Genomic DNA, 21,055 nt, shown 5'->3' with positions numbered 1-21,055 from the left:
AACGTGCTGAAGTCGAAAATGCTGATGATGCTGTCCGTCTCCGTCCTGGCGAGCAGCTGCGAGAACATGACCCCAACACAGAGAGGCGCCGTGACCGGGGCCGCGCTCGGAACCGGCGTCGGCATGGTCGCAGGCGGCAGCTTCGGCCAGGTGGTGGGCGCGGGCCTGATCGGCGGCGCGGCTGGCGCCATCGTGGGCTCCGCAGCCGGCAACAGATAGTCAGACGACGACGCGTCGGGGGGCCGGGAAGCAGCGCAATGGTCTGCGCTGCCTCCGGATGTCAGGCTTTGCCCGTGTCGATGCGACTATCCGCGCGGAGGAAGCGGAATGCGGCGGCCGTTCAGGATCTCCTCGAGCCTGGCGATCCCGACCTGGAAGTTGCCCTTGTCGCACTCGTTCATCGCAGCAGCGGCTACTGCATTGGCCGTCTGGGCACGAGAGAACATGCGATACAGGCTGGACAACTGCTGGCAATAGTCCGCATCGCTCATCTGCTGCGCGAACGATCCGGTGGAAATGAGAACAACGCACCCGGTTAGCGTCAGTATGCGACCGAAAGTCATGGCTGCCATCCTCACTGGGTTCCATCCGTGCTGATGCACGGACGCGCTAACGATACCACTTCACTCAGAATCCCCGTTGTGCCGGGCGTCCCCAAACTGGTTACTTCGTCCCTTTTTGAAGAGGGCCTGCTCGCGGTGCTCGCTGATTGGGACGCGCGGAACAGTCCTGGGACTTCGCGCCGATGTGTTCGCCGCCAGCCTTCGTAAAATCCGATCTCGAACAAAGCGGAGCGGGAAGACCATGCTGCTTTCCAACGGCGGTTCATTCGCCGGGCTGCTCGTCAATGCGGTTGCCGCGTTCATCTTCGTCTTGTGGCTGTGGCTGCTCGTGATCACGGCAAGCGACCTGTTCCGCAGAAGAGATATGTCCGGTGCCGGCAAGTTTCTGTGGGTCGTTCTTCTCGTCGGTCTGCCCTATGTCGGGACCTTCGCCTACATCCTGAGCGAGGGCGCCGGAATGGCGGAACGCAAGACCGCACAGACCGAAGAGATGCGCGACGCCGTGCGCCAGTTCGTAGGCTTCAGCACCGTCGACGAGTTGCTGAAGCTCGACCGGCTGAAGGCGCAGAACGTCATTTCCAACGAGGAGTACCTGATGCTCAGAAGCCGGCTGGTCGGATGATCGCCGGTGACTCCAGTCAGCCGAGACGCAAGGCCCCGTTTCGGCAGATCACCATCACGGGCCGTCGATGGAGACCAAGATGATCGGCAAGCGCACCGCATTGATGCTGTTGGCGTCTGGAACGCTCGCGACGACGGCCGCCCGTGCGCAACACATGAAGGCAACGACGCTGGAGCAGGCTGAGCTTGCCGGACTCACGGCAGCGAAGCGCACCGAAGTCGAACAACGGGCCAGTCAGCCAGGCCAGACAGTCTATGAAGTGCTGACGACCATGCTGCTGAACGGCATCAAGAACAAGCACCAGGCCAGCCGTATCGTTGCCCTCGATTTCAACCGCGGCATCGCCGTGGTCGAGCTTCAGGCAGGCGGCATGACGTCGGTCAATTTCGATCTGACCACGCTGGCGATCAAGTAGGTGCTCTGAAGGTCGTCCTAGAACCCGTGCAGGAGGTCGCCGCCGCCGCCTGTCTTCGCCGCCATGGGCGCCTGGCCGGCGAGCGAGGCGGCGCGCACCTGCCGCGGCGTCATGCCGAATTCCTGGCGGAAGGCGCGGGTGAAGCTCGAGGCATCGGCAAAGCACAATGCTTCCGCAATACGGGCGATCGGGTGAGTATTGGACGCATCGCACAGGATCGAGAAGCTTTCCGACAGTCGCCGGCGCTGGATGTAGTGGGCTGCACCGCCTTCGCTCTCGAGGACGCGATAGAGCTGCGAGCGCGACATTGCGGTCTCGCGGCAGAGCTTGTCCGGGCCGAGCGACGGCGAGCGCAGGTTGCGGCGCACGGCCTGGCGTACGCGCTCCATCAAGGTGAGCTCGATCTGATGGCGAGCGCTGTCGAGGCGGTCGGCCGAAGGTACCAGGCAGGCCGCGAGCATGGCCTCGACGGCGTTCGGGAAGCGGGCCACGTCCATCGCCGACAGGTTTGGCAGGTTGCGCTCGAGGACCAACATGTAGTCGGCCAGGAATCTGCCTTGCGAGGCCGGCAGGATCGTCGCCTTCACCGCGTCGAGGAGATGGGCGATCCTGCTGAAACGATCGCGCGACAGAAGCAGTACCAGGCGATCGTCATCTTCGGTGCGGTGGACGCGCAGTTCCTCGCCCACCGACAGCACGAACGGCGCTCCCGCCGGCACGTCCAGCGACGTGTCGCCCACCTCGACGCTGCTCGTGCGGCTCTTGCTGAGGGTGATCGCCCAATGATCGACGGGGCTCTTGCGGATGTTGGTCTTCGACCGCCAGACCGACGTCGGCGGCGAACGAACCCGACTGACCGCCAGGCCGTCGACGCTCCAGCTCCGATTGCTGGCCGGAAACCCGTCCTGCTTGGACCGCAGTGGCTCTATCTCGAAGGTGGGCGTGTACCAGCGACACCACGCTTCGAGCTGCTCCAACAACGGCAAGCGTTGAGTTGAAAATGCATGTGCGATCATGGCATTCCCGACTCACGATCCATGATGCAGTGGTTGACTGCATCATGGACGCAAACATTGCGCGAGCATCTGCGAATTCATAGACCCAAAGTAGCAAAAGGCAGAATATTCATTAACGCATAGCTTGGGTGCGACGCCGTCGCCGCCGCGACCAATCGCGGAGGCTCACTGCTGCGGCGCGAGGGCGGGCGGCACTTTGTACCAGAGGCCGCCCAACGCGCCGCGGCGATAGCCATAGTCGTAGAGCGCCTGCATGTAGGCCGGCTCGAACTCACCGCTGCGCACCTCGCCGAAGTCGGGGCCGATAAAGGCGAGGTTATAGTCGACGCCGTCGCGCCGGCTCACGAAGTAGGTCAACAACAGGTCATTGTTGCCGCTGGCCGTGAGCATGGTGCCGACGGCGCGTACCGCGATGTTGATGGTGCGCGGCTCGGTCTCGGAATGCCTGGCGTCGACCCGGGCGTTGCGGATGATATAGGCGTGGCGGGCGCGCTCGCCCATCCGTCCCACCTCGAAGGACGACGGATACAGGAAGAGCTGGGCGATGGCGCCGCCGTCGACATGCATCTCCTGGAACTTCCGTCCGTCGATCTCGACGTCGATCAGCACCGGCTGGAAGGCGCCGGGAATGGCGGTCGAGGCGCGCAGGATCCTGCGGAAGAGGTCGAGCGCCTGCGGATGGCGGCTCACCGCCAACGCGCCGATGTTCCAGATCACCGGCCGCTGGGCATCGAGATCGGTGGTACCGATCAGCAGCAGGCGGCCCTTTTCGTATTCGCGGCCGATGGCGTCGAGCAACGGCTGGTCGGCGTACTTGTCGATCGTCTCGGCAAGCGGCGTGGCGTCGGCCAATGCGTCGCTGAACATGATCGCCGCCAGGCTACGGCGGCGGAAGATCCGGTCGGCGCTCATGGAGGTGTAGATCTCGCGCAAGGCATCGTCGTGGCTGGCGCCGAGAAAGGCGAACGGCGCGATCAAGGCGCCGGTGCTGATGCCGGTCACCACGTTGAAGGTCGGTCGCTGGCCGCTGCGGCTCCAGCCGTTCAGCAGGCCGGCGCCGAAGGCGCCATTGGCGCCGCCGCCGGAGACCGCAAGGTAATAAGCCGATGGCATCGACCTGGTCGGCCGGCCAGCCGCCTGCAAGGCCGCCTTCTCACGATCGACGGCCTGCGTGGCCACGCGGATCATCGGCTCCAGGCTGCCGTCGGCAAAGAAACGCACATTGGCAATGCCGAGCGGCATGGCCTGCTCGACATGGTCCAGCGGGACAGCCGGACCACGCTGCGGTACCGAGCAGCCGGCCAAGGCGAGACAGGCAATGACGATCCATCGAATCACGCGCCGCTCCCCCGGGATCGACTGAAGCCAGGATACAGAGGCCCGCTTCTTGCTGTAAGTCCGCTCATGCTCATCGCCCAGATCTCCGACCTTCACGTTCGCCCGGTCGGCCAGAGCTACAAGGACGCCGTCGATTCCAACCGCATGTTCGCCGAGGCCGTCGAGCATCTGAACCGGCTCGACCCGCGGCCCGACCTGGTGCTGGTCACCGGCGACCTCGTCGACGAGGGGCTCGAGGCCGAATACGCCTCGCTGCGCGCACTGCTGGCCGGGCTCGAGCTGCCCTGCCTGCTGATGCCGGGCAATCACGACGACCGCGAGATGCTGGCGCGCTGCTTTCCCGACCATGCCTACCTGCCGTCCCACGGGCCCAAGCACTTCGTGGTCGACCGGGCGCCGCTCCGCATCGTGGCGCTCGACACGACAGTGCCGCGCGACCATCACGGCGAGGTCGACGAAGCGGGCCTTGCCTGGCTGGAGACGGCGCTGCGGGAGGCAGAGGGCGCGCCGACCCTGGTGATGATGCATCATCCGCCGATCGTCACCGGCATCCCCTACCTCGACAAAATATGTGCCGGCGGCCCGAGCGGCTGGCCGGCGTGATCGGCCGCTTTGCCAATGTCGAGCGCGTGCTGTGCGGTCACGTCCATCGGCCGATCGTGCAGCGCTGGGCGGGGACCGTGCTGGTCTCCTGCCCCAGCACGGCGACACAAATTGCATTGAATCTCCGGCCCGACGCGCCGCCGGCCTCCTTCTGCGAACCGCCGGCCTGCCTGCTGCACTGGTGGCGCGACGGCGCGATAGTGACGCACACCAGCTATATCGGGCGGTTCGAGGGGCCTTTCCCGTTTGCGTGATCGCGATGCGGTGGCGTTCCGGGTTGGGATGCGGTAACGATTTTGCATCGCCATTGCGGGGGAGCGTCGTCGGAACATGAACCGCAGCCTGATCCTGCTGCCTCTGCTGGCCGTTTTCCTGGCCGGCTGCAAACCTGAGAACAAGTTCCAGCCGCCGCCGCCGCCGCAGATCAGCGTCGCCATCCCGCTCCAGCAGAACGTCATCCCCTACGAGGAGCTGACGGGCAACACCGTGGCCTTCGCCACCGTCGACCTGGTGGCGCGCGTCGAAGGCTTCCTGAACTCGCAGAACTACGTCGACGGCTCGGTCATGAAGCAGGGCGACACCCTCTTCGTCATCGAGCAGACGATGTACAAGGCACAGGTCAAGGAAGCCGAGGCCCAGCTCGACGGCGCCAAGGCACAACTGTTGAATGCCGAGGCCGAGTTTACCCGTCAGGAGACGCTGCTGCGCCAGAACGTGACGGCGCAGAACACCTACGATCAGGCCAAGGCCAAGCGCGACTCTGCTCGAGCCAACGTCGAGAACGCCGAGGGCAACCTCACCATCGCCCAGACCAACCTCGGCTATACGACGGTGCAGGCGCCGTTCGACGGCATCGTGTCCAAGCATTTGGTCTCGGTCGGCGAGCTCGTCGGCAACGGCAAGGCGACGAAGCTCGCCACCATCGTCCAGCTCGACCCGATCTATGTCGAGTTCAACGTGAGCGAGCAGGATGTCCTGAAGATCCGCCAGAACCTCGCCAATCGGCGGCTGACCGTCGAGGAGCTGGGCAAGATCCCGCTCGATATCGGCCTGATGAACGAGGAGGGCTACCCGCACGCCGGCTTTCTGAACTACGTGGCGCCCGAGATCGATGCGCAGACCGGCACCATCCTGGTGCGCGGCCTGTTCAAGAATCCCGATCGCGACCTGATCCCGGGCTTCTTCGCCCGTATCAGGCTGCCGATGGGCCTGGGCTCGACGGCTGTCCTCCTGATCCCCAATCGGGTCATCGCCGAGGACCAGGCCGGCAAGTACGTGCTGGTCATCAACAAGGACGACGTCGTCGAGCAGAAGCGCATCAAGACGGGTCAGCTCCTGGTCGGCGGGCTGCGGGTGGTCATGGAGGGTCTCACCGCCGAGGACCGCGTCGTGCTGACGACCAACGGCCAGGCAGTGCCCGGCGGCAAGGTGGTGCCGAAGCAGGAGACCATCCCGCCGCCGCCGCCCGGGGCCAACATCACGACGACCAAGTAACCGCCGGGTCGCCCTCATGATTTCCGAGTTCTTCATCAATCGGCCGGTACTGGCCAACGTGCTGGCGATCGTGATCGTGATCCTGGGCGCCGTGGCCCTGGTCACCCTCCCGGTCGCCCAGTATCCCAACATCGTGCCGCCGACCGTCCAGGTGACGACGACCTATCCGGGCGCCAGCGCCAAGACCGTGGTCGACAACGTGGCGCTGCCCATCGAGCTGCAGGTCAACGGCGTCGAAGGCATGATCTACATGCAGTCGTACAGCACCGATGCCGGCACCTACACGCTCACCGTCACCTTCCAGATCGGCACCAATCTCGATTTCGCGCAGGTGCTGGTGCAGAACAAGGTGAGTGCGGCCATCGCCTCGCTGCCCTTTTCCGTCCAGGCGCAGGGCGTCATCGTGCAGAAGAAGTCGACGTCGATCCTGCAGATCGTGTCGCTCACCTCGCCGGACTCGACCTTCGATAGCCTCTACATGGCGAATTACGCCACCATCAACCTGGTCAACGAGCTTTCGCGCCTGCCGGGCGTCGGCAACACGCAGGTGCTGGGCATCGGCGAATACTCGATGCGCGTCTGGCTCGACCCGCAGAAGCTCTACACCTACGGGCTGACGCCGGCGGAGGTGAGCAAAACCATCCAGGAGCAGAGCCAGCCCGTCACGGCGGGCCAGGTCGGTGCCCCGCCCGCGCCCAAGAACCAGGACTTCCAGTTCACCGTCGACATCCAGGGGCGCCTCAGCACACCCGAGGAATTCGGCAACATCGTCGTCAAGTCCGAGCAGGGCAACGGCGGACGCATCCTCAGGCTGAAGGACATCGGTCGGGTCGAGCTCGGCGCCCAGACCTACACCATGACCTCCAAGCTGAACGGCAAGCCGAACGCCGGCATCGCCATCTACCAGCTCCCGGAGGCCAACGCGCTCGACGTCGCCAAGCGCGTCAACGCCAAGATGGCCGAGCTCGGCAAGAACTTCCCGAAGGGCCTGATCTACGAGGTGCCGTTCGACACGACCCGCTTCGTCAACGCCTCGATCAAGGAGGTCTTCACGACCCTGATCGAGGCGGGTGTCCTGGTGCTGATCGTGATCGTGCTGTTTCTGCAGGATTGGCGCGCCATGCTGGTGCCGGCCACGACCATCCCGGTGACGATCATCGGCGCGTTTGCCGCCATGGCGGCCATGGGTTTCACCGTCAACACCACGACCCTGTTCGGCATCGTCCTGGCGATCGGCATCGTGGTCGACGACGCCATCGTCATCGTCGAAGGCGTCGCCCACCACATCGAGCGTGGCATGACGCCCCACGATGCCGCCATCAAGGCGATGAGCGAGCTGTTCGGGCCGGTGATCGGCATCACGCTGGTGCTGATGTCAGTGTTCCTGCCGGCCGCCTTCGTGCCCGGCCTGACCGGCCAGATGTTCGCCCAGTTCGCCCTGGTGATCGCCGCCACCGCCCTCATCAGCGCCATCAACGCGGCGACGCTGAAGCCCACCCAGTGCGCCCTGTGGCTCAGGCCCACCGTGCCGCCGGAGAAGCGCAATTTCTTCTTCCGCGGCTTCAACAAGGTCTACGGCAAGATCGAGGACGCCTACGCCTGGCTGATCGGCGCGATGGTCCATCGCAGCGTCGTGATGATGCTCATCGCCTTCGTCATCGCCGGCCTGGGCGGTTGGGGCGTGGCACGCCTGCCGACGGCGTTCATCCCCAACGAGGACCAGGGCTACATGCTGGTCGGCTTGCAATTGCCCGACGGCGCCTCGCTGGAGCGCACCAATGCGGCGATGGAAGAGGTCACCAAGATCGCCATGGCGACGCCGGGCGTCGACAAGGTCGTGGCGCTGAGCGGCATGTCGGTGCTCGACAGCAACTCCATGCTGGCCAATGGCGGCGTCGCCTACGTGATCCTCAAGGACTGGGGCGTGCGCCTCAAGGAGCCGAACCAGGACCTGCGCTCGATCGTCATGCATATCGGTGGGCAGCTCAGGACCTTGCAGGACGGCCACGGCTTCCCGCTGGTGCCGCCCGCCATCCAGGGCGTCGGCAACGCCGGCGGCTTCGCGCTCCAGGTCGAGCAGAGGGATGGCAGCTTCGACTACGTCAAGCTGCAGAACGCCACCGACAACCTGATCCGCAACGCCAGCACACAGTCGGCGCTCACCAACGTCGTGACGTCCTTCCGCGCGGGGGCGCCGCACATCCGGGTGGACGTCGATCGCTCGAAGGCCGAGACGCTCAAGGTCTCGATCGGCGACGTGTTCACCACGCTCTCCTCGTATCTCGGCTCGGCCTACGTCAACCGCTTCAACAAGTTCGGCCTGACCCTGATGGTCTTCATGCAGGCCGAAGCGGAGTACCGCACCAAGGCCGAGGACATCCTGAAGCTGCAGGTGCGCAACATCGAGGGCAAGATGGTGCCGATCGGGGCGCTGGCCGAGTTGCACGAGGCAGCGGGCCCGCCGATCATCAGCCTCTACAATCTCTATCCGTCGTCCTCGATCGTCGGCACGCCGGCGCCGGGCTTCAGCTCGGGCGAGGGGATCGAGCTGATGGACGAGATCTCCAACGCCGTCCTGCCGCCGGGCACCGGCTACGAATGGACGGCGATGTCGTACCAGGAGAACCTGGTCGGCAGCCAGATGACCTACGTCTTCGCGCTGGCCATCCTGCTGGTCTATCTCTGCCTCGCCGGACAGTATGAAAGCTGGATCCTGCCGCTGGCGGTGATCTTCGCCGTGCCGCTGTCGCTGGTCGGCCCGGCGATCGCGCTGGGCGCGCTCGGCCTGCCCAACAACCTCTACACCCAGATCGGCCTGATGCTGCTGATCGCGCTCAGCGCCAAGAACGCCATCCTGATCGTCGAGGTCGCGCGCGAGCGCCGCCTGATCGACGGCAAGGACATCGTCGAGGCGGCGGTCGAAGCCGCCCGCACGCGCTTCCGGCCCATCCTGATGACGTCGTTCGCCTTTATCCTGGGCGTCGTGCCGCTGGTGACGGCGACGGGCGCGGGCGCCAACTCGCGCATCTCGCTCGGGCTTGCGGTGTTCAGCGGCATGATCGCCTCGACCTGCCTCGCCGTGCTGTTCGTGCCGTCGTTCTTCACGGTGCTGCAGCGCTTCGAGGAATGGCGCAGCAAGGGCAAGCCGGCCAAGGCGCCGCCAAAGGCCGAGCCGGAGACGCAGGCACCGTGAGATAATCTCTGAGGGGTGATGCAGGAGGCAACCTTCGTGTTGCACCCCCTCACCTAGCCTCTCCCCCAAGGGGGAGAGGAATATGAAGATTCGTGCGAAGGGGAGGAAAGTCGCAGTCGGCTTGCACCGCCCAAATTCTGTGCTAGGTGGCTTTCCCGTCCCAAGGGAGCGCCCTGAAACTGAAGAACGTCCTGCTGTTTCTCGCGTCAATCGTCCTCAGCGTCCTCGTTGCCGAAGCAGCCGTCCGCTACATCGACGGCTACCGCATGTCCGCGCTCGCCCTCGGCGATCCGGAGGGCAGCGCCAGCGTCGATCCCGCGATGCTGGACAAGTTTCCGCTCGCCGCCGGCGTCGACGGCAAGTGGTTCTTCAGCGAGCCGCCGCCTCTCTCCAACCGGCGCAAGGTCGATCCCGAGTGGCAGCGTACGTACCATTACATCGAGGATCACAATACCGGCGGCATGGAGTTCCGTCCGGCCGACCCGTTCAAGGCGTGGAACTCGGTGTTCGCCGGCGATCCCTGCAAGCACAGCTTCCTGCACCATGCCCCGGGCATGCTCTATCTCTACGATCCGCCCGACGGCCAGCCGCGGCCGCCCTACCGCTACATGCCCGATGCCACGCAGCCGACCGGCCTGGTGACCAACCAGATGGGCTGGCGCGGGCCGCCGATCGAGGTGCCGCGCGGGCCCAAGACTGTCCGCATCGTCTTCGTCGGTTCCTCGACCACTGTCGGCGCGCCGCACCTCCCCTTTTCCTATCCCGAGCTGGTCGGCTACTGGCTGAACCGCTGGGCCGAGTCCCGGAAGCTCGACGTGCATTTCGAGGTGCTGAATTCGGCGCGCGAGAGCACCGTGTCGACCGACAACGTCGCCATCGTGAAGAACGAGGTGGCGCCGCTGCGGCCCGACCTTGTCGTCTACTACGAAGGTGGCAACCAGTTCGAACTGCATTCGATCGTCGACAAGGTGCCGCCACGCTCGGAAGCACCCAAGACGCCGCCGGCCACCGTCGTGCCGGGCTGGCTTCAGGAGGCCACGCGCTATTCCGCCATCGCCGCCCGTGTCCGCGCCGCCATCGGTATGACCGGCCCGTCGCAGGACGGCCGCGAATGGCCCAAGCCCGCCTACAAGCTGCAGTGGCCGGAGGGGCTGAGCGAAACCGATCCCGACCTCGCCTACCCCAAGCTGCCGGTCAACCTGAACCTGATCCAGCGCGACCTCGACGACATGCGCAGCGCCGTGCAGAAGGTCGGCAGCGACTTCGCGGTAAGCTCGTTCCTGTGGATGGTGAAGGACGGCCTGGTGCTCGACCCGGTCCGCCACAAATACATCCTCGACCAGCTCAACCGCGTCTATTTCCCGTTCCGCTATCGCGACCTGGAACGGCTGGCGATCTTCCAGAACCGGCTGCTCGCCAAGTACGCCAGGACGCACGACATCCCGTTCATCGACACGGCGCGCTACTTCCCGCTCGATCCGGACCTGTTCGTCGACGCCGTGCACACCAACTATGCCGGCCTGCGGCTGCAGGCCTGGATCACCTTCAATCTGCTGGTGCCGGTGGTCGATAAGCACCTGGCCGACCGCTCGTGGCCCCGGCCGGCCGATCCGGCCGCCCCGGCCCTGCCTACGATCACACCGCGAAAGGTCACCTTTACCTGCCAGTGACGGCTGGCAAAGTCGGCCCATTGCGGTAGCCTCGGCAACAGCAACACGACGGAGCGAGCCCATGCGTAACACGCGTCTCGAGATTCGTCTGCTCTCCGGCGCCGGCGGCGCCGAGATTTCCGGCGTCGACGTGGCGCAGGATCTCGACGACGAGACCATCGGCGAGATCCGCGATGCGCTGAACGAGCATTGCGTGGTGTTCTTCCGCGACCAGGAGATCGACGTCGCCCAGCACAAGGCCTTCGCCCGCCGCTTCGGCGAGCTCTTTATCCATCCCAACTATGTCGGCATGGGCGACGATCCCGAGATCGTCATGGTCCGCCGCGAGCCCGGCGACACGGGCTATGTCGGCGAGGACTGGCACGCCGATACCACCATGAGCGCCGAGCCGCCGATGGGCGCAATCCTCTACGGCATCGATATCCCGCCCTACAGCGGCGACACCATGTTCGCCAACCAGTACCTCGCCTACGAGACGCTGTCGGACGGCATGAAGAAGATGCTCAAGGGACTGCGCGCCGTGCACAGCGACATCCTGGTGGCGGGCCCGCAGGCCGGGAAGAACAAGGGCCGCTCGACCAAGCATCGCGACGGCGCGGACTGGCGCGAGACGCGCAACAGCCATCCGGTGGTGCGCACCAATACCGAGACCGGCCGCAAGATGCTGTTCGTCAACAAGTCCTACACGGTGGGCTTCGAGGGCATGACCGAGGCCGAGAGCAAGCCCTTGCTCGACTTCCTGTTCGAGCACGGCAACCGGCCGGAATTCACCTTCCGCTATCGCTGGCAGAAGGGTTCCATCGCCTTCTGGGACAATCGCAGCACCAAGCACATCGCGCTGGGCGACACCGGCCCGTTCCGCCGCCTGCTGCGGCGCATCCAGATCAGCGGCGACAAGCCGGTGTGATGAAGAAACGCTTCTTCACGTTCATCTCGATCGTCGTCGGATTCATCATCGCTCTGGCCATGGTCGAGATCATGGCGATCGGCTGGCTCTATATCGAGGACGGCCGCCACACTCCCGCGGCCGAGCTGTTCGAGCGCACGCAGAACACCTACGTGCGCGACATGACCCGGGGCACGGGCTGCCGCTTCATCGACACGCTCTATCCGCACCCCTACTGGGCGTTCGTGCATCACGCCAACCCGCCGTGCGGCATCTCGTGGGCCAACAATGTTGGCCTGTTCGGTCCCGACTTCCCCACCGCCAAGCCCACCGACCGCTACGTCCTCATGATCAACGGCGGCTCCGTCGCAGCCTATCTCGGCGGCAACCAGAAGCCGCCCTATCCGCGCTATCTCGAGGAGGAACTGAACACTCACTGGATCAGCCCCAGCGGCAAGCCGTGGATGGTGCTGGATGCCGCCGCCGGCGCATGGAAGGAGCCGCAGTCTTTCATCGCCTTTGCGATGTATGCCACGGCAGTCGACGCCATCGTGAACTTGAGCGGCTACAACGAGCACTATTACTTCCAGCCGAAGATGGACCAGCGCCTGGAAGGCCCGGCGGCCAACTTCCTGGAAGCCAATCCGTTCGCCGCCGACGAGAATTTCGGCGACGCCGCGATTGGCTGGGTGATGGGGCGCATCGCCGGCGCCATGTCGGTCAACCCGGTCCTCGGCAAATCGCACGCCGCCTACCTGCTCGTTCGCGCCATCGAGGCAGCAGCCAAGGGCAGGGACAGTTTCAAGTCCAACAAGCGGACGACGATCCCGAGCCTGTTCGCCCTGCCCAAGGACGTGCAGGACAATCCGCAACGCCTGTTCGACGTCCAGCTCGACCTCTACCAGAAATACTTCCGGGCGACGGAAGCTGTGGCGCACGACAACGGCGTGAAGTCGGCCTATTTCATGCAGCCCATTCCAGCTTGGGGCAAGACGCTGACCGACGAGGAGCGGCGCGTCGTCGGCGACCTCGGCTACGGCGAGCTCTATCGCCGCATGGTCGCCGGCATGATGACGCTGCGCCAGCGCGGCCTGCCGATCTACGACCTCGGCGACATTTTCAAGAACGACACCAGCACCATCTACGCCGACCAGATCCACTATCTCGCCGACGCCGAAGGCCTCAGCCCCGGCAACCGCATGGTGGCGGCGCGGATTTGCGAGCTGCTGGCGCAGACGTGGGGATTGCAGCGCAAGCCCTGAGGGGCCGTGCCGTTTCCGCTACCCGTCTCGCTCCAGCGAGTTTCTGGGCTCCAGGGAGCGGTACACCTTGGTGCAATGACGCCGATACCATCGTTGGTGTCGATTCCCTCGCCTGCCCGTGCGAACTCGTAATCAATCGTCCTTGATAAGCCTCGCGCGGCGACCAACGTCCGCCCAGTGCCTGGTGGAAGTCCGACGGCATGACCGAAGATGTGAACACACAAATGGCTCGTCAGCCGCGCGTCCATCGTGAGCATTGGATCGTGGCGTCGGCGGTGCTGATCCTGATCGCCTTCGTGCTCTGGCAGAAATTGCCACAGAAGCCGCAGGCGAGAGGTGCCGCCGCGCAGGTTGTCAGGGTCATGAAAGCAACGCGCGGCGACATGCCGGTTATTCTCAACGAGCTGGGGACCGTCACGCCGACCGCCACGGTCACCGTCATGCCCAACCAGGCCGTCAGCGGTTACCTGGTCGACGTGCCTTTCCAGGAAGGCCAGGACGTGCAGAAGGGCCAGGTGTTGGCCGAGATCGATCCCCGGCCGTTCCAGGCGGCCCTCGATCAGGCCACCGGAACGCTGCAGCGCGACCAGGGCCTGCTCGATGAGGCGAAGATGGACCTCGTGCGCTTCCAAAGGCTCACCAAGCTCGACTCGATTGCCCGTCAGCAGACCGAAGACCAGGCCTATCTCGTCAAACAGGACGAGGGCACGGTAAAGCTCGACCAGGCCGCGGTCGACACCGCCAAGCTCAACCTCTCCTATTGCCGCATCACCTCGCCCGTCGCAGGCCGTGCGGGCTTGCGCCTCGTCGATCCGGGCAACTACATCACCGGCTCATCGAGCACCGGAATTGCCGTCATCACGACGATCAAGCCGACAACGGTCGAGTTCACGGTTGCCCAGAACGATTTGCAGAAAGTGGTCGAGCGGTTCCGTACGGCCGGCGTGAAGTTGCCGGTGACGGCTTACACCAGCGACGGCAACAAGCAGCTTGCGACAGGCACGCTGTATGCCATCAACAATCAGATGACCACGAGCACCGGCACCGTCACGCTGCGAGCCGCCTTCGCCAACGACGACGAAGCCCTGTTTCCCAACGAATTCGTCAACGTCCGGCTGCTCGTCGATACGCTGCACCAGGCCGTGCTCGTGCCGACGGCCGCCGTGCTGAGTGGCGCGCCGGGCGACTACGTCTATCTGGTGAACAAGGATAATACGGCTTCGGTGCGCAAGGTCACGCTCGGGCCGAGTGACGGGCAGAACACCGTCATCACCAGCGGCCTCGCTGCCGGCGACACTGTCGTCATCGACGGCACGGACCGATTGAGTGACGGCGCGAAGATCAGAGTCGCCGCGGCGCCGGGACAGCAGGCCTCGCCGGCGTCGGCAGCGCCGCCAGATTGATGAGCAGCGGACGCAGCAGATGAACATTTCCCGCCTGTTCATCGTGCGGCCGGTGGCGACGGCGCTGCTGATGATTTCCCTCGTGCTCGTCGGCCTTGTCTCGGTGGCCTTCCTGCCGGTCTCGTCCCTGCCCGATGTCGACTATCCGACGATCCAGGTGCAGACATTCTATCCGGGCGCCAGCCCACAGGTGACATCGACCACGGTGACCGCACCGCTCGAGGTCCAGCTCGGCCGGATTCCCGGGCTGCAGCAGATGACCTCGTCGAGCTCGGCGACGGCCTCGATCATCACCCTGCAATTCGACCTGTCGATCGACCTCGACGTCGCCGAGCAGAACGTCCAGGAAGCGATCAACGCAGCAAACAGCTTCCTGCCGGCCGGCCTGCCGGCGCCGCCGACCTATGCCAAGGTCAATCCCGCCGACCAGCCGATCCTGACGCTGGCCGTGACGTCCAAGGCGATGTCGCTCACCCAGTTGCAGGACATCGCCAACAATCGGCTCGCGTCGAAGATCGCCGAGGTGCCGGGCGTCGGCCTCGTCAGCCCGGCCGGCGGCAACGTGCCGGCGATCAGGGTGGAGGCGGACCCGCAGAAGCTCGCCGCCTACGGGCTGAATATCGACGATCTGCGCACGCTGCTCGGCAACATCACGGTGAGTCAGCCGAAAGGCAATTTCGACGGTCCCGAGCTCGACTACACGATCAACGACAATGATCAGATCTCCGATCCGCAGGACTATCTCAACACGGTCATTTCCTACCAGAATGGCTCGCCGGTCCGGCTGCGCGACGTCGCCACGGTGAGCCAGGCCGCCCAGAATACCGAGCAGGGCGCCTGGTTCGACGGCACAGCGGCCATCGTGCTCAACGTGCAGCGCCAGCCGGGCGCCAACGTCATCAAGACGGTCAATCAGATCAAGCAACAGCTGCCGCAGCTACTGGCAAGTCTGCCGCCGTCGATGCATGTCGAGATCGTGGCGGACAGCACCGGCGTGATCCGCTCCTCCGTGAACGACGCCTTCTTCGAGCTGGTGCTCGCGATCGGGCTGGTCGTCCTTGTGATCTTCGTTTTCCTGCGCAACGTGCCGGCAACGATCATCCCCAGCATCTCCGTGCCGGTGTCGCTGATCGGCACGCTGGCGGTGATGTACAAGCTCGGCTACTCGATCGACAACCTGTCGCTGATGGCGCTGATCATCGCCACCGGCTTCGTCGTCGACGATTCGATCGTGATGATCGAGAACGTCGTGCGCTACCTCGAAGACGGCATGGCCCCGCTCGAGGCCGCGCTGGCCGGAGCCGGGCAGATGGGCTTCACCATCCTCTCGCTGACCGTGTCGCTGATCGCGGTGCTCATTCCCTTACTGTTCATGGGCGGCGTGATCGGCCGTCTGTTCAGTGAGTTCGCCGTTACGCTGGCGATCACGATCGTGCTTTCCGGCGTCGTCTCGTTGACCCTCGTGCCGATGCTCTGCGCCCGCATGCTACGGCGCCGGTCCGAGCGCACGCCAAGCCGGTTCGAGCGCATCAGCGAAGGCCTGTTCAACAGGACGCTGGCCGCCTACGAGCGCAGCTTGCGCTGGGTGCTGCGCCATCAGGGGCTGACCCTGCTCGTGGCGGTCGTCACCGTGGGACTGACGGGCGCGCTTTACGTGGTCATCCCGAAGGGATTGTTTCCCGTGCAGGATGTCGGTGTCATCCAAGGAATCAGCGTCGCCGACAACTCGGTCTCGTACCAGGTGATGACGGCCCGGCAGATGGCATTGGCCGACGCGATCCTGAAAGACGCCGACGTCACCAGCCTGACGTCGTATGTCGGCATCGACGGCACCAACAAGACCCTGAACAACGGCCGCTTCCTGATCAATCTCAAGGGGGTCGACGACCGCTCGCTCACCGCGCAGCAGATCGCAAGGCGCCTTCAGCGCGAGGTCGCGAACGTCCCGGGCATCAAGCTCTACCTGCAGCCCGAACAGGATCTGACGCTCGATACGACGACTTCGCCCAACCAGTACCAGGTCGTGCTGCGCGGGCCCAACCGGCAGGACTTCGAGACATACGTCCCGCAGATCGTCGACCGCATGAAGCAGATCAAGGCGATCACCGACGTCGCCAGCGACCTGAACAATGACGGGTCGACGGTCAATATCGAGGTCAATCGCCCACTCGCCGCGCGCTACGGCATCACCCCGGCGACCATCGACAACGCGCTCTATGATGCGCTTGGCCAGCGCATCGTCACGACGATCTTCAACCAGTCGACGCAGTATCGCGTGATCCTCGTGGCCCGGCACGACCGGCTGCCGAACCTGCAATCATTGGGGTCGCTCTATCTGCCGACCCAGACGGCCAGTACGGGCCAGGTGCCGCTTTCCGCCATCGCCGACATCAAGGTCGGGAAGGCGCCGCTGGTCGTCAGTCATCTGGCACAGTTTCCCGCGGTCACCGTATCGTTCAACCTGACCGAAGGCGCATCGCTCAGCACGGCCATCAACGACATCAACCAGACGATCCAGGCGGTGCACCTGCCGCCGTCGATCACGAGCAGCTTCCAGGGCGCCGCTCAGGCTTTCGAGGATTCCCTGTCGAGCGAGGTCTTCCTGCTGATCGCCGCACTCGTCGCCGTCTATATCGTGCTGGGCGTGCTGTACGAGAGCTTCATCCATCCCGTGACGATCCTGTCGACATTGCCCTCGGCCGGCATCGGGGCGCTGCTGGCGCTGATGATCGCCGGCAGGGATCTCGACGTGATCGGCATCATCGGCATCGTCCTGCTGATCGGCATCGTCAAGAAGAACGCGATCATGATCGTCGACTTCGCCCTGGAGGCCGAGCGGGAACGCGGCAAGTCGCCCGAGGAGGCGATCTTCGAGGCATCGTTGCTGCGCTTCAGGCCCATCCTGATGACCACGTTCGCCGCCATGCTGGGCGCACTGCCGCTGCTGCTGGGCAGCGGAACAGGCTCCGAACTGCGCCAGCCGCTCGGCCTGGCGATCATCGGCGGCCTCGCCTTGAGCCAGGTCTTGACCCTGTTCACCTCGCCGGTGATCTACCTCGCCTTCGATCGCCTTTCGCGGCGTTTCGGCCGCAGACGGACCTCTGCCCCGACCGAGAGGCCGACGTGAACATCTCCGCCCTCTTCATCGACCGGCCGGTGGCGACGACGCTGCTGGCCGTCGCGATCCTTCTGTCCGGAGCGCTCGCCTATTTCCACCTGCCGGTGGCGCCCTTGCCGAACGTCACCTTCCCCGTGGTCGTCGTCCAGGCGACCCTGGCGGGGGCCGCGCCCGAAACCATGGCGGCCACCGTCGCCGAGCCGCTGGAAAAACGCCTGGCCACCATCGCCGGCGTGAACCAGCTGACCTCGACCAGTTACGTCGGTGCGGTGACCATCGCCGTCCAGTTCGACGTCAATCGCGACATCGACGGCGCCTCGCGCGACGTCCAGGCGGCGATCCAGGCATCGCGCGCCGACCTGCCGACGACGTTGCGCGCCAATCCGACCTGGCGCCAGTTCAACCCGGCCGATGCGCCGATCATGATCCTGGCCCTGACTTCGGACACCTTGAGCCGTCCGCAGCTCTACGACAGCGCCTATACGGTGATCCAGCAGCAGCTCTCCCAGATCAGCGGCGTCGGCCAGATCACGCTCGGCGGCGCCGCGCTGCCCGCCGTCCGCATCGAGCTCGAACCGGACAAGCTCAGCAGCTACGGCATCGGCATGGAGGATGTCCGGGCCGCGGTGTCGGCGGCCAATGCCGACAGTGCCAAGGGCGATATCGACCAGGGCGGGCAACGGTTCGAGGTCACCTCCAACGATCAGGCGACCAAGGCAGCGGACTACCGGGATCTCGTCATCGCCTACCGCAACAATTCACCCGTCCTGTTGCGGGATGTTGCCGAAGTGGACGATTCGAGCGAGAACATCCGCAACATCGGCCTCTACAACGGCGCGCCGGCAGTGGGCGTCATCGTCTTTCCAGTACCAGGCGCCAACATCGTCGCGACCGATGCCCAGATCCGCAAGCTCCTGCCTTCGATCGAGGCGACGTTGCCGCACGGCGTACGTCTCAACGTCGCCATGGACCGCTCGCAATCGGTCAATGCCGCGGTAGACGATACCGGGCGCACCCTCGCGATCGCCGTGGTGCTGGTGATTGCCGTGGTCTTCGTCTTCCTGCAATCGCCGCGCTCGATCTGGATACCGGCCGTGGCGTTGCCGCTGTCGATCATCGGCACGTTCGGGCCGATGTATCTGCTGGGCTACAGCATCGACAATCTTTCGCTAATGGCTCTCACCATCGGCACGGGCTTCGTCGTCGACGACGCCGTGGTCGTGCTCGAGAATATAACGCGCCATCTCGACTCGGGCCTCGATCGGCGGGAAGCCGCCTTGCGCGGCAGCGCCGAGGTCAGCTTCACGGTCGTCTCGATGAGCGTATCGCTGGTTGCCGTGTTCATTCCGATCCTGCTGATGCCGGGCATCGTCGGGCTCCTGTTTCACGAATTCGCGGTGACGCTATCGATCGCCATCCTGATCTCGATGGTGATCTCGCTCACCATAACGCCCTGCATGTGCGCCCATATGCTCAAGGACCGCACGGAATTGCCGGTCAGGGCGCGCTGGGCTGCCTGGGCGGAGAGCCGGTTCGATCGGTTCAAGCAGGCTTACGCGCGCGGCCTGCATGCCGTGCTCGACCACACGTTGCTGGTCGGGCTCGTGCTGATCGGCCTGATCGTGGGAAATGTCTTCCTGTTCGGGCTGTTGCCGTCGACCCTGTTCCCCGAGCAGGACACCGGCATTTTGATCGGACAGATCATCGCCGATCAGGCGATCTCCTTTCCGGCGATGTCCGAGAAGCTCGCCCAGTTGCAGGGCATCGTGCAGAAGGATCCCGCAGTGGCCTCGGTCTTCGGATTCGCCGGCTCCGGCTCGGCCGGCCGCGCGGGCAATACCGCCAATGTCTTCATCGCCCTCAAGCCGCTCGCCGAGCGGGGCGCGTCAGCGCAGCAGATCGTCCAGCGCCTGCGTCCCAGGCTCAACGGCATTTCCGGGGCGAGGCTGATCCTGCAGGCGCAGCAGGACCTGAGGATTGGCGGCAGGCAAACGGCAGCGGCCTATCAGTATACGTTGAGCGGCGACGACCCTGCCGCCCTGTACAGCTTCGTGCCCAAGCTGATTGCCGAGCTCGGCAAGCATCCGGATCAACTGACCGACGTCAACACGGACATGCAGCAGAACGGCCTCCAGACCTATGTGACGATCGACCGTGCCACCGCGGCGCGCTACGGCTTCGCACCGAACCAGGTCGACGCCGTGCTCTACGACGCCTTCGGCCAGCGCACCGTTTCGACCATCTACAATCCGTACAATCAGTATTTCGTGGTGATGGAGGTGGCGCCCAAATACTGGCAGCACCCGCAGGACCTCGATCGGATTTTCCTGAGCACGGCAGCCGGCAATGTCACCGGCACGCAGCAGACGCAGATGCAAGGCGGTACGGTGAGCGGCGTGAAGGCGTTCACGCCGGTTGCTCCGCGGACGATCTCGTCGATCGCCAATGCGCTCAATGCCAATGCGCAGGCAAACGTCGCAACGAACGCGATATCCAACAGCCGTGGCGGGACTTCGAGCGGCAGCCCCGACAGCACGGCCGCGGAGACGATGGTGCCGCTGCGGGCTTTCGCCAGCTCCGTCGACAATCACACGGCGATCCAGGTCAATCACCAGAGCGGCCTCATCGCGGCGACGATTTCCTTCAACCTGCCACCGGGTGGGTCGCTCAGTACGGCACAGGCAGCGATCGAGGCGGCAATGCGCGACCTCGGCGCGCCCGCCTCGATCCATGGCGGCTTCCAGGGTTCGGCCCAGGTTTTCGGTCAATCGCTGGCGACGATCCCGCTTTTGATCCTCGCGGCCCTTGTCGCCGTCTATGTCGTGCTGGGCATCCTCTACGAGAACACCATTCATCCGCTGACCATCCTGTCGACGCTGCCTTCGGCCGGCATCGGCGCCACGCTGGCCCTGCTGCTGTTCGGCGTGCCGTTCTCGATGATCGCGCTGATCGGCATCATCCTCCTCATCGGCATCGTGAAGAAGAACGCCATCATGATGGTCGATGTCGCGATCCATCTGGAACGCAACGAGGGGCGCGAGGCCAAGGAGGCCATTCACGAGGCCGCCGTGGTGCGTCTGCGGCCGATCATGATGACCACGGCTGCCGCGGTGCTGGGCGCCGTGCCGCTTGCCATCGGCATCGGCCAGGGCGCCTCGCTGCGTCAGCCCCTCGGCATCACCGTCATGGGCGGCCTCATCCTCAGTCAGATCTTCACGCTCTATACGACACCGGTGATCTATCTTTATCTCGATCGCCTGCGCCTCAAGCTGGGTGAAGTCGCATCCGGATTGCCGTGGCGACGAACACGCCAACCTGGTTCCGGCGGCTAGTGGCTCTGCACAGTGGTTATGATGGGCTGAACGGCAAACGGGATCGCATTCGTGCGACTCTGCCGGAAATTTCCCGAAGCCATTGATCCGTCTGCCTCTTCCGGTCCTGGCGGCGGTCTGACGATGTCCCCTAAACAGGG

General features: G+C 64.8%; 16 protein-coding genes. 13 read left to right on the top strand and 3 right to left on the bottom strand.

Translation table 11 applies throughout. The annotated features are described in order from the left end of the window. Positions 1-3: 3 nt before the first annotated feature. Positions 4-219 (top strand): YMGG-like glycine zipper-containing protein, encoded by a 216-nt coding sequence (locus tag RSO01_RS49550; protein ID WP_170303384.1) that lies wholly within the window; start codon positions 4-6, stop codon positions 217-219. An 86-nt stretch (positions 220-305) separates the two neighbouring features. On the opposite strand, the gene RSO01_RS26820 is transcribed toward RSO01_RS49550, so the two are convergent. Further along, positions 306-563 (bottom strand): hypothetical protein, encoded by a 258-nt coding sequence (locus RSO01_RS26820; protein WP_147153243.1) that lies wholly within the window; start codon positions 561-563, stop codon positions 306-308. A gap of 184 nt (positions 564-747) precedes the next feature. On the opposite strand from RSO01_RS26820, the gene RSO01_RS26815 reads away from it, so the two are divergent. After that, on the top strand, positions 748-1,185 hold the full coding sequence (locus tag RSO01_RS26815; protein WP_246158835.1) for a PLDc N-terminal domain-containing protein: 438 nt from the start codon (positions 748-750) through the stop codon (positions 1,183-1,185). 79 nt (positions 1,186-1,264) lie between these two features. Further along, positions 1,265-1,600 carry a hypothetical protein gene (locus RSO01_RS26810; RefSeq protein WP_147153241.1) on the top strand — a complete coding sequence of 112 codons (336 nt, stop codon included), beginning with the start codon at positions 1,265-1,267 and terminating at the stop codon, positions 1,598-1,600. Positions 1,601-1,617: 17 nt separating this feature from the next. Here RSO01_RS26810 and RSO01_RS26805 read toward each other — a convergent pair whose 3' ends face one another. After that, positions 1,618-2,586, bottom strand: a complete 969-nt coding sequence (locus RSO01_RS26805; RefSeq protein ID WP_170303383.1) for a helix-turn-helix domain-containing protein — start codon at positions 2,584-2,586, stop codon at positions 1,618-1,620. A gap of 195 nt (positions 2,587-2,781) precedes the next feature. Next, positions 2,782-3,954 carry a patatin-like phospholipase family protein gene (locus tag RSO01_RS26800; protein WP_170303382.1) on the bottom strand — a complete coding sequence of 391 codons (1,173 nt, stop codon included), beginning with the start codon at positions 3,952-3,954 and terminating at the stop codon, positions 2,782-2,784. A 66-nt stretch (positions 3,955-4,020) separates the two neighbouring features. Here RSO01_RS26800 and RSO01_RS26795 point away from each other — a divergent pair, with 66 nt between their 5' ends. The 10 genes from RSO01_RS26795 to RSO01_RS26755 all read left to right on the top strand — a co-directional run bounded on the left by RSO01_RS26795 (position 4,021) and on the right by RSO01_RS26755 (position 20,915). Further along, the gene (locus RSO01_RS26795) at positions 4,021-4,557 is read left to right on the top strand and encodes a metallophosphoesterase (RefSeq protein ID WP_218037471.1); all 537 of its coding nucleotides are present in this window, start codon (positions 4,021-4,023) and stop codon (positions 4,555-4,557) included. Continuing rightward, positions 4,524-4,811 (top strand): metallophosphoesterase family protein, encoded by a 288-nt coding sequence (locus tag RSO01_RS48470; RefSeq protein ID WP_218037470.1) that lies wholly within the window; start codon positions 4,524-4,526, stop codon positions 4,809-4,811. Before RSO01_RS26795 ends, RSO01_RS48470 begins: the two co-directional genes overlap by 34 nt. 76 nt (positions 4,812-4,887) lie before the next feature. Continuing rightward, positions 4,888-6,051, top strand: a complete 1,164-nt coding sequence (locus RSO01_RS26790; protein ID WP_147153235.1) for an efflux RND transporter periplasmic adaptor subunit — start codon at positions 4,888-4,890, stop codon at positions 6,049-6,051. Positions 6,052-6,067: 16 nt separating this feature from the next. After that, a complete protein-coding gene (locus tag RSO01_RS26785; protein ID WP_147153233.1) occupies positions 6,068-9,244 on the top strand; it encodes an efflux RND transporter permease subunit in 3,177 nt (1,058 codons plus the stop codon). Positions 9,245-9,390: 146 nt separating this feature from the next. Continuing rightward, positions 9,391-10,914: an SGNH/GDSL hydrolase family protein gene (locus RSO01_RS26780; RefSeq protein ID WP_147153232.1), complete on the top strand. Its 1,524-nt coding sequence runs from the start codon at positions 9,391-9,393 to the stop codon at positions 10,912-10,914. Between the two features lie 61 nt (positions 10,915-10,975). After that, positions 10,976-11,821 carry a TauD/TfdA dioxygenase family protein gene (locus RSO01_RS26775; RefSeq protein ID WP_147153230.1) on the top strand — a complete coding sequence of 282 codons (846 nt, stop codon included), beginning with the start codon at positions 10,976-10,978 and terminating at the stop codon, positions 11,819-11,821. Next, positions 11,821-13,062 (top strand): hypothetical protein, encoded by a 1,242-nt coding sequence (locus RSO01_RS26770; RefSeq protein ID WP_147153228.1) that lies wholly within the window; start codon positions 11,821-11,823, stop codon positions 13,060-13,062. Before RSO01_RS26775 ends, RSO01_RS26770 begins: the two co-directional genes overlap by 1 nt. 224 nt (positions 13,063-13,286) lie before the next feature. Beyond that, on the top strand, positions 13,287-14,465 hold the full coding sequence (locus tag RSO01_RS26765) for an efflux RND transporter periplasmic adaptor subunit (RefSeq protein WP_218037469.1): 1,179 nt from the start codon (positions 13,287-13,289) through the stop codon (positions 14,463-14,465). Positions 14,466-14,484: 19 nt separating this feature from the next. Next, the gene (locus RSO01_RS26760) at positions 14,485-17,592 is read left to right on the top strand and encodes an efflux RND transporter permease subunit (RefSeq protein ID WP_147153224.1); all 3,108 of its coding nucleotides are present in this window, start codon (positions 14,485-14,487) and stop codon (positions 17,590-17,592) included. Next, the gene (locus RSO01_RS26755) at positions 17,589-20,915 is read left to right on the top strand and encodes an efflux RND transporter permease subunit (protein ID WP_147153222.1); all 3,327 of its coding nucleotides are present in this window, start codon (positions 17,589-17,591) and stop codon (positions 20,913-20,915) included. The genes RSO01_RS26760 and RSO01_RS26755 overlap by 4 nt, the downstream gene beginning before the upstream one ends. The last annotated feature ends 140 nt before the right edge of the window (positions 20,916-21,055 follow it).

Source organism: Reyranella soli, assembly GCF_007992495.1.
Classification (GTDB): domain Bacteria; phylum Pseudomonadota; class Alphaproteobacteria; order Reyranellales; family Reyranellaceae; genus Reyranella; species Reyranella soli.
This window is presented reverse-complemented; position numbering and strand designations above follow the sequence as displayed.

Coding starts and splice junctions, on each gene's coding strand:
- RSO01_RS48470 (WP_218037470.1), top strand. CDS start 4,524: ATGTGCCGGCGGCCCGAGCGGCTGGCCGGCGTGATCGGCCGCTTTGCC.
- RSO01_RS26810 (WP_147153241.1), top strand. CDS start 1,265: ATGATCGGCAAGCGCACCGCATTGATGCTGTTGGCGTCTGGAACGCTC.
- RSO01_RS26795 (WP_218037471.1), top strand. CDS start 4,021: ATGCTCATCGCCCAGATCTCCGACCTTCACGTTCGCCCGGTCGGCCAG.
- RSO01_RS26785 (WP_147153233.1), top strand. CDS start 6,068: ATGATTTCCGAGTTCTTCATCAATCGGCCGGTACTGGCCAACGTGCTG.
- RSO01_RS26760 (WP_147153224.1), top strand. CDS start 14,485: ATGAACATTTCCCGCCTGTTCATCGTGCGGCCGGTGGCGACGGCGCTG.
- RSO01_RS26770 (WP_147153228.1), top strand. CDS start 11,821: ATGAAGAAACGCTTCTTCACGTTCATCTCGATCGTCGTCGGATTCATC.
- RSO01_RS26790 (WP_147153235.1), top strand. CDS start 4,888: ATGAACCGCAGCCTGATCCTGCTGCCTCTGCTGGCCGTTTTCCTGGCC.
- RSO01_RS26820 (WP_147153243.1), bottom strand. CDS start 563: ATGACTTTCGGTCGCATACTGACGCTAACCGGGTGCGTTGTTCTCATT.
- RSO01_RS26765 (WP_218037469.1), top strand. CDS start 13,287: ATGGCTCGTCAGCCGCGCGTCCATCGTGAGCATTGGATCGTGGCGTCG.
- RSO01_RS26775 (WP_147153230.1), top strand. CDS start 10,976: ATGCGTAACACGCGTCTCGAGATTCGTCTGCTCTCCGGCGCCGGCGGC.